Consider the following 14168-nt stretch of genomic DNA (forward strand, 5'->3'; position numbering starts at 1 on the left):
TGGTTCTGGAAGGTTGACCCCGAACAGATGATGGCCAGGCCACTGGATGTGCTCCGCGAATCGCTGGAGCACGCGCAACGGATCAATGCGATGCAGCAGGTGCAGTGATGGCAGACGAAGAAACGAAAGTAAAAACTCCGGTGCTGATCACGGGCATCGATGAGCTGTCGCCCAAACTCGGTGCCCTTCAGGCCAAGGTCGGGAGTTTCAAGAAAAATCTCGAGCAGGTCGGCCTCGACAAACTGGACATCAGCGGGCTGTTCAAGGGCGGCAGCGTGATCACGCCGTTCATGGATGGGATCAAATCGGCGGCAGCATTTCAGGGCAAATTGACCGAAGTCAGCGACACGGCAAAAACCGTCGACTTGCCCGCCGCGCCGAAAGTCGCCGCACAGAACATGAATGTGTTCAGTGCGTCGATGGAAAAGGTTTCGGCGGCCGTCGACGCCGCGCTGGTGCCGGCGGTAGGGGCATTGGTGGTTGGGCTGGAACCGATGCTGACGCAAGTCGGCAGCCTGCTCGCCGACAATCCGAAACTGGTCGAAGGCCTGGCGGCCGGGGCGATTGCCTTCTCCGCCATGCAAACCGCCGTCACCGGCATGACCCAGGTGATGGACGTCATGAGCATGGTGCTCAAGACCAATCCGATCATGTTGATCGCCATGGGCATCGCGGTGGCGGCCGGTTTGATTTATGCCAACTGGACGCCGATCAGCGCGTTCTTCAAAGGCCTGTGGGAGGGCGTGAAAAACATCGGTGCGAGTGCGATGGCGACATTGCGCTCGATCCTCGATTGGCGGCCTCTGGATGCACTGGCGGCGCTGTGGTCACCGGTCGCGGGTTTTTTCTCCGGGATCTGGGACAAGGTCAAAGCCGTCACTGCGCCGGTGATCGACTTTTTCAAATCACTGTTCTCGTGGACACCGGCCGGCATGATCCTGGAAAACTGGGCGCCGCTGACCGGGCTGTTTTCGGCGATCTGGGACTTGCTCAAGGCCTTGAGTGTGCCGGTGATGGCGTTTCTCAAAGGTCTGTTCGACTGGACACCGTTGGGCATGATCATCAACAACTGGGGCGCGATCACCGGTTTCTTTGCCTCGATCTGGACGGCGCTGCAACCGGCGGCACAAGCCATCAAGGATTTCTTCGGCACGTTGTTCGACTATTCCCCACTGGGAATGATCGTCAACAACTGGGGGAGCATCGTGACCTTCTTCGAACCGATCTGGGCCGCGCTGCAAACCTCGGCGCAGCAGATCAAAAGCTTCTTTCAGAGCCTGTTCGAATGGTCGCCGCTGGAGCAGATCGCGATGTATTGGCAGCCGATCAGCGAGGTGTTTTCGGCGCTGTGGGGCGTGGTGCAAGCGTTGGCCGCGCCGGTACTCGAGTTTTTGCACAACATGTTCGAATGGACACCGTTGGGACAGATCATCAAGAACTGGGGGCCGATCACCGAGTGGTTCGGCGAGTTGTGGCAAAAGCTGCAAACCGTGATTGCGCCGATCAAGGAGCTGTTCGACGGTGGCTTTGCCGGATTGATCGCCAAGGTTACCGGCAAGGTTGAAACGTTCACCGAAGCGCAACGCCAGACCAATGCCGAAGGCAAAGGCGAACTGGCACCAGCGTTCTTCGGGGCAACGCCGCAAGCAGCGGGCAACGGTGCACTGCAAAGTGGTTCGTTGCCACAGAGCTCTGGCGCCCTGATCCAGCAAAGCGCCGCCAACAACCGCACGCAACTCGAAGGCGGCCTGACCGTGCGCTTCGAAAATGCGCCGGCCGGGCTGCGCACCGATCAACCGCAAAGCAATCAACCAGGCCTGGCGCTGTCTTCGCGCATTGGCTATCGCTCGCTGTCGATGGGAGGTTCCAATGAACTGGCGTGACCGTTTGTTGCTGGCATCCTTTCGCGGTGTCGGTTTCTGGATCGATCAGGCGAAAACCCCGGTCGGTCGCAAGGGGCAGTTGCACGAGTATCCGCAACGCGACCTGCCGTTTTTCGAAGACCTCGGCCAGCAGGCCAGGATTCACGATGTCACCGCATTCATCATTGGCGCCGATTGCCTGGAGCAGCGTGACAAGCTGCTCAAGGCGTTGGAGCAGGGCAGTGGCGAGCTGGTGCACCCTTGGCTGGGACGCCTGCAAGTCAAGGTCGGCGAATGCGACATGACCCACACCCGCCAGGACGGCGGGTTGGTGACCTTTACCCTGAAGTTTTACCCCGACCAGCCGCTGCCGTTTCCGACCGCTACGGTCAGCACGCAGAAAGTCTTGTTGATCAAGGCTGACACGCTGCTGGGGTCTGCAGTGGCGCGCTTCGAACAGGCGATGACGTTGATCAAGGCTGCGCGGATCGGCATCGCCAATCTGCGCAACAGCATCAGCGGGGTGTATGAGGTGATCAAAGAGCAGCTTAAACCGTTGATCGAGCAATACCGGCAGATCACCGAACTGGTGAAAGCAGTGAAGGAGTTGCCCAAGGAAGTGGCAGCGGAATTCAAGGGTTTGCTCGGCGATATCAAGGAACTCAAGGCGTTCGCGAAGGAGGGCTACCGTGGCGTGATTGCCGACGTCTCCCAACAACTCGAAGCGATCCGCAAGGCGGATGCGCCGAAGATCACCACCGGCAAGGACACCAACGCCGCGGCGCAGGCCATGGCCGATCTGGTGCAGGACACGATGCTGGTCAAAGTGGCGCAATGGGTGGCGTCGATGCCAGTGGCGAGCCCCGCCGTGAAGCTGTCGTCGACACCTTCGGTGGCGCAGCAGGCGGATCAACCCGTGACCCGTCAGGAAGTACCGGTGACCGACGAAATGAAAGCGCTGCAGAAGGCGGTCGGGGTGGCCATTGATCCGATGCTGGACAAGGCTGATCCCAAGCACCACCAGGCAATCAACGATGTGAAGGAAGCGCTGCTGGCGCATCTCAAGGCAGTGGCGTCTTCCGGTGTGCGACAGGTCACCAAATCGTTCCAGGAAAGCCTGCCGGCGCTGGTTGTGGCCTACAAGCAATTTGCCGATGCGACACGGGTGACTCAAGTGACTCAGAGCAACGCGATGAACCATCCGGGCTTTTCACCCAACGACGTGAAAGTGTCCAGGGAGTGAGCCATGAGCGAGATGGATAACCGCGTCACATTGACCGTCAACAACATGGAATACGGCGGCTGGAAAAGCGTGGAAATCACTGCCGATCTGGAGCGCCAGTTCCGCACCTTCAAACTCGACATCACCTGGCAGTGGCCGGGGCAGACGGTGGACCAGCGGATCAAGCCGGGTGACCCCTGCGAAGTGAAAATCGGCCAGGACCTGGTGCTCACCGGCTACGTGTTCAAGGCCCCGATCAGCTATGACGGACGGCAGATCAGCCTGAGCATCGAGGGCAGTTCCAAGACCCAGGATCTGGTCGATTGCGCCGCCAGAAACCAGCCGAACCAGTGGCAGGAGCAACCGCTGTTGAGCATTGTTCAGGCGCTGGCGATGGAGTACGGGCTGATGGTGGTCAATGAAATTCCCGAGACCGCGCGGCTGACTAAGCACACGATCGTGCCGGGTGAAACCGTATTCCAGTCGATCGACCGTTTGCTCTCGTTGCTGCGGGTGTTTTCCACCGATGACGAGCAGGGCCGGCTGGTGCTGGCCAAACCTGGCAGCGGTGGGCGGGCCAGTGATGCGCTGGAGCTGGGCAAGAATATCCTGTCGGCCAACGCGCCGATGGATCAGAGCCAGGTGTTCTCCGAATACCGGGTGATCGGTCAGCAAAAAGGTTCGGACAAGAAGAGCGGGGCGGCAGTCAGCGAGGTTGAATCCAGCGCGACCGATCTGAGCTTCAAACGTCGACGCACCACGATCATCAACGAGGGCACCGCGCTGACGTTCGAACTGGCCCAGCAACGCGCCCAGTGGGAGTGCGCCACCCGTATGGGGCGGGCGCAGACCACCACGTATCGGGTGCAGGGCTGGCGCCAGGCCAACGGTGATCTTTGGCGGCACAACACGCTGGTCAAAGTCACGGATCCGGTGCTTGGGTTCGATGGCGACATGCTGATCTCCAAGGTCACTTATTCGCTGTCGGCACAGGGCTCGGTGACCACGCTGCAAGTGGCGCCGCCGCATACCTTCGATCCTGATCCAACGCCCCCGAAAAAAACCTGAGCCTGACTCCGAACCCTGTGGGAGCGAGCCTGCTCGCGAAAGCGCTGGCAGCTTCAACATCAAATCACCTGACCCACCGCATTCGCGAGCAGGCTCGCTCCCACAGTGGATCGCGTGATGCCTACCTTTTGAGGACAATTCATGAGCCTACTGACACGCCTGCTGGCGCGCGGCACTGTCGTGCTCGCCAATTCGGCATCCAAGCTGCAATCGCTGCAAATGCGCCTCACCGCCGGTGAAGTGAACGACGACATGGAGCACTTCGAACCTTACGGTTTCACCAGCCACCCGCTGGCCGGTGCCGAAGGTGTCGTCACGTTCATCGGCGGCGACCGTTCCCACGCCATCGCCCTAGTCATTGCCGATCGCCGTTACCGCCTGCAATCGCTGGCGTCGGGCGAAGTGGCGATCTACACCGACGAAGGCGACAAGATTCACTTCAAGCGTGGGCGAATCATCGACATCGAAACCGCCACGCTGAACATCCGCGCCAGCAGCGCGGTGAACTTCGATACGCCAGTGATCAATCAGACCGGCAAGATCGTGTCCACCGGCGATCAGCTGGCCGGCGGCATCAGCCAGATCAACCACGTGCATGTCGGCGTGCAGGCCGGCAACGGTCAGACCGGCGCGCCGGCAGGAGGCAAGTGATGCTCATCAGCCAAAACCTCCACGCCGCGCTGACCCGCGCCGTGCTGATCAGCCTGTTCACCTGGCGCCGCGCCGCCGATGACGACGCCCTCGATGACGAAGAGCGTTTTGGCTGGTGGGGCGACAGCTTTCCCACCGTCGCCGACGATCGTATCGGCTCGCGGCTGTGGCTGTTGCGCCGGGTGAAACTGACCCGCCAAACGCAGATGGACGCCGAGTTCTATGCCCGCGAAGCCTTGCAATGGCTGATCGACGACGGCCATTGCAGCGCCATCGACATCATCAGCGAACGCCTCGACGCCCAGCGTCTGAACCTGCGCACGGTCTTGACCCTGGCTGACGGCGAACGTCTGGACATCAACCCCGATAACAGTTGGCAGGTGATCTATGCCGTTTGAAACCCCTTCGCTGCCGGTGCTGATCAAGCGCACCCAAAGCGACCTGGCCGGCGATTCGCTGCGCCAGTCCGATGCGCAAGTGCTGGCCCGTACCCTCGGTGGCGCGGCTTACGGTCTGTACGGTTATCTCGACTGGATTGCCGAGCAGATTCTGCCGGACAAGGCCGATGAGTCGACCCTGGAACGCATCGCCGCGCTGCGCTTGAACCAACCGCGCAAACCTGCGCAGGTGGCCACTGGCAGCGTCAGCTTTACCGCGACCGCCGGCGCTGTCCTCGACGTCGACACGCTGCTGCAAACCAACGACGGTCGCACTTACAAAGTGACGGCCGCACGCACCACGACCAATGGCAGCAACACCACCACAATTGCCGCGCTGGATGCCGGCAGTCTCGGCAATGCCGACGCCGGGCTGACGCTGACCCCGGTGCAGCCGATTGCCGGTGTGGTCGGCAGCAGTTTTGTGGTGCTGGCGCCGGGGCTCAGTGGTGGTGTCGCACGGGAAAGCCTCGAATCGCTGCGCTCGCGGGTGATTCGTTCCTACCGCGTGATACCCCATGGCGGCTCGGCCAGTGACTACGAGACCTGGGCATTGGAAGTGCCGGGCGTGACCCGCGCCTGGTGCCGTGGCGGCTTGCTCGGGCCGGGCACCGTCGGCGTGTACATCATGCGAGACGATGACCCGCAACCGGTGCCGAACGATGAGCAACTGGCCGAGGTGCAGGCCTACATCGAGCCGTTGCGCCCGGTAACGGCTGAAGTGCATGTGCGCCCGCCGATCCAGGTGCCGGTGACCTATCGCCTGAAGTTGACCCCCGACACCAGCGCTGTACGCGCAGCCGTCGAAACCCAACTGCGCGACCTGCACAACCGCGAGGCCGACCTCGGCGAGGATTTGCTGATTAGCCATATTCGCGAAGCGATCAGCAGCGCCGCCGGTGAAACCGACCATGTGCTGACCGCCCCCGTGGCCAACGTCACGGCCAATGACAGCGAACTGCTCACTTTCGGAGGCTGCGTATGGGGGGCATAAGAACCGCCGCGCAATATCAGGCGCAACTGCGCGCCTTGCTGCCCAGTGGCCCGGCGTGGGACCCGGAACGCGTGCCGGAACTGGAAGAAGTGCTGCAAGGCGTCGCCGTCGAACTGGCCCGCCTCGATGCCCGCGCCGCCGACCTGCTCAACGAGATGGACCCGGCCGGCGTCAGTGAACTGGTGCCCGACTGGGAGCGAGTGATGAACCTGCCCGATCCGTGCCTCGGCGCCACGCCGCTGTTCGACGACCGTCGCCTCGCCGTACGCCGGCGCTTGCTCGCGGTCGGCAGCCAGGCTGTCGGCTACTACCTCGAAATCGCCAAGAGTCAGGGCTATCCCAACGCGACCATCACCGAACTTGAAGCCCCGCGCATGGGCCGCTCGCGTTTCGGCTCGGCGCATTGGGGCACGTGGGAGGCGCAGTTCATGTGGACGCTCAACACCGGCGGGCGCTTGCTGCTCGGTCGGCGTTTCGGCGCGAGCTACTGGGGCGAGCGTTTTGGCGTCAACCCGGGTTCGGCGCTGGAGTGCCTGATCCATCGCAGTGCGCCGGCGCATACCAAGGTGCACATCAATTATGACTAGGGAGGAATGAGCCATGGATTATCCGAACAGTGTGCCCAGCGCCGGTTTGGTGAATGGGAAGTTTGTTGATGAAAACCCGATGACCGGGACGCCGGGGTCGTTGATTCCGGCGGATTGGGGTAACGGGGTTACGCAGGAAATTCTCAACGTGATCAATGCCGGGGGGCTGACCCCGGACGAGAAGAAATACGATCAGTTGTTGCAGGCGATTCAGTCGGTGACGGCCAAGGGCTGGAATCTGGATTCGGCGTTGCCGATTGGCGCCTTGCCCACCGCTACCGTGGCTACGGCAGACGGGCGATTGCCGATCACGCCGACAGCTTTTGCCACCAGTGGCGGGCGGCTATCCATTCTGCCCGGTGTGCTGGTCAGCTTGGGCCAGGAAGTGCTGGCAGGTCAGTTGGGTCGTCCGCGTACCTTTACGACCCAAGCCTGGAGCAGTGCTGATTTGTTGCCGAATTCCGGCTACTTTTTGCGCGCACAAGTGGTTGCTGGCGTGCTGACCTTCTATACGCAGCGCGGCACGATCTACGACGCTACACCGGAAGGCTTGAAGGGCACGATCAATGGGGCGGCGGGAGGCGGTTTCCAGTCGACACCTCTGGATCTCTGTCTGGCGTGGGTGGTGACAGCCGGACCCGGGTCGGTACCGATTGTCAGGTCGATCTACAACCGGAGCCGGTTGACGTGGACACAGACAGTCAACGGCAATGGTGTGGTTTACCTGCCACTTGATCCACATGCGCGGGCAGCGCGGCTGGTGGTGGGCAATCCGACGCCGCATCCGACGGCTATCAGTGCAGTCGGGTTTGCACCCGCAGGATGGCTCGGCGGCAATTACTGTTTTTTGAACCCGACGATTGGAACATCCAGTAATTGGGACGGCTGGGCAACCGCCAATGCACCTGTATTGATTTTCTCCAGCAACGTGGTGAGCGACACGACTGTTTCGTCCCTCACTGCCAGCTTCGACCATGCTGAATTGCGCTCGCTTTGGCAGAGCTACCAGACAGAACACACTTGGGGCGCCAGCAACGCCTCAAGCGATGAGCTGCTGTTCAGCATGGGGCTCAAAAGTCACGGTTTGTCTGACTATGCATCGGGTATCGCTGTCAATTTCACCGCAGCGGTCAATATCAGTTTTTCCTGGGAGTTGATCCGATGATCATCATTCAAGAACTGCATCAGTTCGAGGACGGCTTGCGCCCGGCACAACCTTCTGTTGCTCATGATTGGGACGGTGAAAAGTGGCAGCTGAATCCCGCCAGAGTCGCCGAGCTGGAACAGCAGGAAGCCGAACGCCTGTGCAACACAGTCGATGCCGCCGCTGACAATGCTCGTATCGAACTGGCCGGCGACCCGCTCAAAGCCATGGAGTACGCCCAGGCCGCCGCTGACGCTCAGGCCTATCAGGACGCCGGTTACCCGAAAAAGGAAGTGCCACTGTCGGTCGCAGCGTGGGTTGCCAAAGGGCGCAGCGCCAAACAGGCCGCCGAGCAGATTCTGAGCAAGGCCGATCAACTGACCGACCATCTGCTGACGCTGCGTACGCTGCGCCTGAAGGCCAAAGCGCAAATTCGCGCGCAGGCTGCCAAGGGCAACATGGATCTGGCGCGCAGCGCTGGTGACGAAGCTTTGGTGGCCATTCACGAATTGGCCAGCGGCCTTTCCAACTAAGCCGAAAAGCCTCCGTTCAGCGTCACCTAAGCCCACTTCAATGTGGGCTTTTTATTTTCAGAAATCAGACCCACGCAGGCACGCAGAAAACGCCGTGTCGACGCCGGTCATTTGTCATTTCAAAGGAACGAACAACCTATGGATTATCCAAAAGGCGTCCCCAGCGTCGGCCTGGTCGATGGCCGCTTCGTCGATGAAAACCCGGTGGCGGGTACGCCGGGATCGTTGATTCCGGCGGTGTGGGGCAACAGTGTGACTCAGGAAATTCTGAGTGTGATTACAGGGGGTGGGTTGGTGGCGTCAGAGGCGGATACCAACCAACTATTCAAGGCGATTCAGTCGATTGTCAGTAATACCAGCCCGATGCGCTCGGTAATCACTCGGCTGGCGGCATCGAAAACGCTGACCGAAGCGGAACTCGGGCTGGTGTTGATTGACGGTAGCCCTGGTCCCTTGACCCTGTTGCTGCCGCCAGCCGATGTAGCCCTCGGTATCCGTGATGTGATTGTTCGCCGAGTGGATAACAGCGGTAATCGCATGGTCATCCAGGCATCCGGTACTGACCGTGTCCGCTTTCATACGCATCTTTCGCCCAGTGGTTATCCCTTCTTTGTATTGATGGGCGGTGGAGACTGGTGGCATCTGCGCAGTGACGGTGCGGGCAGTTGGTGGCCAATAGGTCGCTTCGACGACACCCCACTGGGTCGGCCATTTTTCGAGACTACTGTGCTGCTCAGTCCGGGAGGTTACGGCAAGCTCAATGGCGCGCTGATGAATCGGGCCGAGTGGCCTTGGTTGTGGGACCACGCCCAACGCTCGGGAATGTTGAATACCGAAGCCACCCGGGCCGGCAATGAGGGCAACTGGACGCCTGGCGATGGTGCCTTGACCTTCCGTGGACCTGAGTTGCGCGGCGAATTCCTGCGAATTCTGGACGAAGGGCGCAATGCCGACATTGCTCGAGTCATGGGCAGCAATCAGGCCGGTACGGTGCACTCCTATGCCTTGGGTGCAGGCGGCGGCGGAGCAGTAGGCTCGCGCTGGTCGGACAGTATCGCTGCAGTTGGAGGCCAGACCCACGAAGGGCAAACCTATGTCAAACCGGTCAATGGCGGGCCGATTTTTCCTGCTGGAACAAACTATCAACAGGATGCCGCCAACACGCTTCTCTACACGTTCACATCCCGTCCCCGCAACGTTGCCTATCCCGGCCGCATCAAGGTTATCTGAGGCTCAACATGTTCAATTATCTGATGGATGACGCCGGCGCTTTGGTGGGGCCGGTGGAGTTTTCCGTAACGCCCGGCATCGGGATTCAGCTGCCTGGCAATGCTGTGCAACTGGCGTACGAATTGCCGTTGGCAGAGAACGGTCGCACTTGGGCAATGGCCAATGGTGTTCCCCGTGAACTGATCGATCAACGTGGCACGGTGTACCACAAGGATAACGGCGCGCAGCAAACCTGGAGCGCGTTGGGAGCACTGCCTGAAGAGCTCACCACTTTGCCTTGCCCGGGTGAGTTTCATGTATGGCAGGACAACGCTTGGGTGCTGAGCGATGCCCGGCGCCTGGCGGACGTTACGAGCAAGGTTATTGCTCAACGTGACACGTTGCTGCGCGACGCCGTCCTGCGCATCGCGCCTCTTCAGTACGCCGAAGACATTGGCGATGCCAGCCATGACGAACAGCTGCTGCTGATGGAGTGGAAGCTCTACAGCGTCGAGCTGAATCGTATCGAAAAGCAGGCTGGTTTCCCCGATGAAATTACCTGGCCGGTCACACCCGGCACAGTCGTAGCCAACTGATTTCGGCACAGGGAGCAGTGCAATGGATTATCCAAAAAGTATTCCCGGCGTGGGGCTGGTCAACGGCGGCTTCGTCGATGAAAACCCGCTCGCCGGAACACCGGGATCGTTGATTCCGGCCGATTGGGGCAACAGCGTCACACAAGAAATTCTCAACACGATCAAGGCTGCCGGATTGACACCGGATGAAGCAAAAAACGATCAGTTGGCGACGGCCATCGGCGCACTGGTCGACTTCACCAAACTGAAAAATACCCCGACCACGTTGGCCGGCTATGGCATCACCGATGCGGTGGGACGTTTGCTGGCAGTCAGGCAGTTCGAATCCGTCGGTATCACGCTCTACAAACCCCATCCCAGAGCGAAACGCATACGTGTGCGCTTGGTCGGCGCGGGTGGTTCCGGTGGTGGCTGTGAACCGGTCCCCGCCAATAATCACCGTATTGGTGGTGGCGGTGGTTCGGGCGCCTATGCGGAGAGTCTCTACGACGTGACCGCGCAAATGCTGGCTGGCGTACCTGTGTCTTTGGGGGCGGGCGGCGCTGCAGTCAATACGACCGGGATGACCGGGGGCGGTGCTTCCTTCGGTACTTATATGAGCGCCGCTGGCGGTGCAGGCGGGCAAATCCTTTCATTCCCGGTGACAGCAACGACGGTAGGTTTCGTCATGGGCGGCGCTGGCGGACAAATCGTCACGGGCGGTGGTCTTGCCAACGCTCGTGGCACCCCTGGTGAGTTCGCGATGTACAACTTCAATTGGGGTGTCGTTTCCGGCGCCGGGGCGGCCAGCCCGTTTGACGGTGGTGGCACACGTGTAGGCGTCAATGGAAATGGCATCTCCGGCGGGCGAGGCTCCGGTGGCAGCGGCTCCTGCTCGACAAATGCTTCCGCTTCCGTCGTCAGCGGCGCCGGCGGCAATGCCTTCTGCGAAATCTGGGAGTACGAATAATGGCCGTTTATGCACGGATCGAAAACGGCGTGGTCGTTGAACGGATCGACACCGGTGACTACGCAATCAGCCAACTGTTCGCGCCGTCTTTTGTCGAGTCGATGGTGCGAGTGCCGGAGGGGCAGGCGGTCGAAATCGGCGCGCCGATCCGTGAGTTGCCGACAGCTGTCGAACCACTGCCCGCGCCGCAACGTGCGGTGATCCTCCAGGCGCCGGTTGTTGCAGATCAAGCGCCTGCGGCAGCGGAACGTAGCTGGCGTCAGGCATCCCTTTCAGCGACCGAATGGCTGGTCACTCGCCATCGTGATGAGCAGGTACTGGGGCGCGGAACCTTGCTCAAGGCTGCGCAATATCTGGAATTGCTCGAGTACCGGCAAGCGCTGCGCGACTGGCCGGATTCCAGCCATTTCCCGGGAGTGGTCTTCCGTCCGAGTGCACCGGGATGGATGGTCGGCGTTTCTGGCTGAATCTGTAGTTGATGCTTTGAAGATATGGAGAAGACTGATGGATTACCCAAAAAACATTCCCAGTGCCGGTTTGGTGAATGGCAGGTTTGTTGATGAAAACCCTCTTACCGGAACGCCAGGTTCCTTGATTCCGGCGAGTTGGGGCAATGCCGTTACGCAGGAAGTTCTGGAAGTCATCAAAGGCTCAGGAGCGGCCGCTGATGAAAGTGATAACACTCAACTAAAAGCGGCCATTGATACGCTTATAGCGAGGAAGCAAAGCGAGAGTCTTGCCAGTCAGGACGAAGCTGAATCCGGCGCCAGCACTACCCGATTGATGACGCCGTTAAGAGTCTTTCAAGCCATTGCGAAAAAAGTGCAACAGGCGACAGAGTCCCTCGTAGGAACTGCAAAAATCGCCTCTCAGGCAGAGGTTAACGCCGGTGTCAGCGACACATCTATTGTGACCCCTAAAAAGCTCAGGCTCGGCTTCATGGTGAGATTAGGGGCTTCGGGTTATGTTGTTTTTCCTTCGTGGATGGGTGGGGTGATCATCCAATGGATCAGTGGCAGTGCCAGCCAGGCAGGCAATAATAATTATGGCGATGTAAATCCATGGCCATTGATTTTTCCCAACGCATTATTTCTCGCAGTCGCTACCCATGAGGGCACTTCATCGGCAACTTTACTGGTCTGGAATAATGCGACGATCAGTCGGCTGGCGGGCATCAATGTTCGCTGTCCTGATTATCCGACAGGTTCCATTGCTGCTCGCGTAATCGGAATAGGGTACTGAATATGTATTATTTTTCTCCGCAAACTTCTGGCTTTTATCATCCCGATCTACACGGTGCGAATATCCCCGCAGATGCGTTCGAGTTGAGCGAGGGCGAGTATTGCGCGCTGGTCTCTAATGCTCCAGCAGGAACAGTTCTTTCGCTAAATGCTAAAGGGCGTCCAGAGCGGGTGGTATTGGCCGGACAAACCACCGATGCCACAGAAAGGTTCTGGCGCGACAAGGCACTGGATCGTACTCAATGGCTGGTCCTTCGCGATGCCGAAGAACTGGAAATGGGCGAGGGCACAACCTTGCGTACCGAGGAGTTCGAAGAACTCCTCGCCTATCGGCAGGCGCTGCGCGACTGGCCCAGTCATCCGGACTTCCCGGATGCCCGCTCGCGCCCGGTCGAACCTGACTGGCTTGAAGATTTGCTACGGACCCATGGCTGAGCGGTTCGCCCTTCCATCGAGGATAGATACGCATGGATTACCCAAAAAACGTCCCAGGCTCAGGCTTGGTCGACGGCAAGTTTGTCGATGAAGATGCCATAGTTGGAACGCCGGGGTCGTTGATCCCCGCGAGCTGGGGCAACAGTGTTACCCAGGAAATTCTCAGCGCGATTACCGCAGCGGGTCTGAAACCCGATGAAAACCAGACCGATCAACTGGCACAGGCGATCCGTCAATTGGCCAGGCCTGATCCGCTACAGCAGTTTCCTGTGCAGGTGTATCGCAGGAATGTCCTGATCAATGGCGGGTTCGATATCTGGCAGCGCGGCACGACCAACCAGGGCCCGAATATCGGTGGATATGTCGCCGATCGTTTTCGCTGCGACTGGAATGGCAATGCTGCCGTGACCATCTCTCGTCAGGACTTTGCCCCGGGCCAGACAGAAGTGACAGGCGAGCCGGGTTATTTTTTACGTTGGCAGCAAACCACGGCGGGCGTCGGCGCTACCGAGCACAAGATTCTCCAAAACGTTGAATCCGTCAGGACTCTGGCCGGACGAACCGCCACCGTGACCTTTTGGGCGCGCTCCGATGCCACACGCTCATTGAAAGTGACGGTCGGCCAGTACTTTGGCAATGGTGGTTCGGAAGCCGTCGTCAAAGTTGTCGATGTTTTTCCATTGAGCACTGCATGGGGCAAGTACAGCGCAACCTTCCAGGTGCCATCGATCGCGGGGAAAATGCTCGGCGCCAATGATTATTTGCGCTTGGCTTTTGATTTGCCGCTCAACGTTTTGCAAACCGTGGATCTGACTCAGGTGCAATTGGAAGAGGGACCGGTTTCCACGCCATTCGAATACCGTCTTTCTGGCGAAGAATTGGCGTTGTGTCAGCGTTATTTCGAAAAGTCTTTTGCCAACCGTTTACCGATTCGTGCAAACAACGGCACGGGCACCTGCATCGTCTCGTTTACTCAGGCGGCGGCTGGAAATTCCGGTCAATACGGTATGGTCGTAGACATGCAGACTCAGAAAAGAGTACAGCCTACTGTTGTCCTGTATTGCCCTGGAAATGCAAGTAATCAGGTTTGGAACTATTCGCAGGGAGTGCCTTGCACAGGGACCACTGTGCAAAGTGTAACGCAGCGTAGTTTCGCGATCGGCACTGTGACGCCTGTAAACAGCCAGCCCGGTAACGGATTGCAGATTGAATGGACAGCAGACGCTGAGATCTAGGAGTG

Annotated in this window: 16 protein-coding genes and 1 pseudogene; all 17 read left to right on the forward strand. The window is 59.5% G+C overall.

Annotated elements, in window-relative coordinates; translation table 11 throughout:
* Positions 1 to 107 precede the first annotated feature (107 nt).
* A complete protein-coding gene (locus ACZZ0G_RS18065; RefSeq protein ID WP_463557020.1) occupies positions 108 to 1883 on the forward strand; it encodes a phage tail tape measure protein in 1776 nt (591 codons plus the stop codon).
* Entirely contained in the window at positions 1870 to 3105 is a 1236-nt protein-coding gene (locus ACZZ0G_RS18070) for a DNA circularization protein (protein ID WP_463557021.1), read from the forward strand. Before ACZZ0G_RS18065 ends, ACZZ0G_RS18070 begins: the two co-directional genes overlap by 14 nt.
* A gap of 3 nt (positions 3106 to 3108) precedes the next feature.
* Entirely contained in the window at positions 3109 to 4152 is a 1044-nt protein-coding gene (locus ACZZ0G_RS18075) for a phage baseplate assembly protein (protein ID WP_150706104.1), read from the forward strand.
* Between the two features lie 141 nt (positions 4153 to 4293).
* The gene (locus ACZZ0G_RS18080; protein ID WP_463557022.1) at positions 4294 to 4803 is read left to right on the forward strand and encodes a phage baseplate assembly protein V; all 510 of its coding nucleotides are present in this window, start codon (positions 4294 to 4296) and stop codon (positions 4801 to 4803) included.
* Positions 4803 to 5201, forward strand: a complete 399-nt coding sequence (locus ACZZ0G_RS18085; RefSeq protein ID WP_003222234.1) for a phage GP46 family protein — start codon at positions 4803 to 4805, stop codon at positions 5199 to 5201. Before ACZZ0G_RS18080 ends, ACZZ0G_RS18085 begins: the two co-directional genes overlap by 1 nt.
* Entirely contained in the window at positions 5191 to 6234 is a 1044-nt protein-coding gene (locus tag ACZZ0G_RS18090; protein WP_463557023.1) for a baseplate J/gp47 family protein, read from the forward strand. The genes ACZZ0G_RS18085 and ACZZ0G_RS18090 overlap by 11 nt, the downstream gene beginning before the upstream one ends.
* The gene (locus tag ACZZ0G_RS18095; protein ID WP_016985041.1) at positions 6222 to 6821 is read left to right on the forward strand and encodes a YmfQ family protein; all 600 of its coding nucleotides are present in this window, start codon (positions 6222 to 6224) and stop codon (positions 6819 to 6821) included. Before ACZZ0G_RS18090 ends, ACZZ0G_RS18095 begins: the two co-directional genes overlap by 13 nt.
* A 13-nt stretch (positions 6822 to 6834) precedes the next feature.
* Entirely contained in the window at positions 6835 to 7986 is a 1152-nt protein-coding gene (locus tag ACZZ0G_RS18100) for a phage tail protein (RefSeq protein ID WP_463557024.1), read from the forward strand.
* Positions 7983 to 8498 carry a phage tail protein gene (locus ACZZ0G_RS18105; RefSeq protein ID WP_463557025.1) on the forward strand — a complete coding sequence of 172 codons (516 nt, stop codon included), beginning with the start codon at positions 7983 to 7985 and terminating at the stop codon, positions 8496 to 8498. The genes ACZZ0G_RS18100 and ACZZ0G_RS18105 overlap by 4 nt, the downstream gene beginning before the upstream one ends.
* Before the next feature lie 138 nt (positions 8499 to 8636).
* Positions 8637 to 9728 (forward strand): phage tail protein, encoded by a 1092-nt coding sequence (locus ACZZ0G_RS18110; protein WP_463557026.1) that lies wholly within the window; start codon positions 8637 to 8639, stop codon positions 9726 to 9728.
* Positions 9729 to 9736: 8 nt separating this feature from the next.
* Complete coding sequence (locus tag ACZZ0G_RS18115) at positions 9737 to 10303, forward strand: tail fiber assembly protein (RefSeq protein WP_463557027.1); 567 nt, start codon at positions 9737 to 9739, stop codon at positions 10301 to 10303.
* A gap of 22 nt (positions 10304 to 10325) precedes the next feature.
* Entirely contained in the window at positions 10326 to 11252 is a 927-nt protein-coding gene (locus ACZZ0G_RS18120; RefSeq protein ID WP_463557028.1) for a glycine-rich domain-containing protein, read from the forward strand.
* On the forward strand, positions 11252 to 11719 hold the full coding sequence (locus tag ACZZ0G_RS18125) for a phage tail assembly chaperone (RefSeq protein WP_463557029.1): 468 nt from the start codon (positions 11252 to 11254) through the stop codon (positions 11717 to 11719). The genes ACZZ0G_RS18120 and ACZZ0G_RS18125 overlap by 1 nt, the downstream gene beginning before the upstream one ends.
* A 37-nt stretch (positions 11720 to 11756) precedes the next feature.
* Positions 11757 to 11972, forward strand: a pseudogene (locus ACZZ0G_RS18130) (hypothetical protein); the annotation flags it as partial.
* Positions 11973 to 12236: 264 nt separating this feature from the next.
* A complete protein-coding gene (locus ACZZ0G_RS18135; protein WP_463558868.1) occupies positions 12237 to 12494 on the forward strand; it encodes a gp53-like domain-containing protein in 258 nt (85 codons plus the stop codon).
* A gap of 2 nt (positions 12495 to 12496) precedes the next feature.
* Complete coding sequence (locus ACZZ0G_RS18140) at positions 12497 to 12928, forward strand: phage tail assembly chaperone (RefSeq protein ID WP_463557030.1); 432 nt, start codon at positions 12497 to 12499, stop codon at positions 12926 to 12928.
* A 32-nt stretch (positions 12929 to 12960) separates the two neighbouring features.
* Positions 12961 to 14163: a carbohydrate binding domain-containing protein gene (locus ACZZ0G_RS18145; RefSeq protein WP_463557031.1), complete on the forward strand. Its 1203-nt coding sequence runs from the start codon at positions 12961 to 12963 to the stop codon at positions 14161 to 14163.
* The last annotated feature ends 5 nt before the right edge of the window (positions 14164 to 14168 follow it).

The sequence above is a fragment of the Pseudomonas sp. AC169 genome (assembly GCF_979258515.1).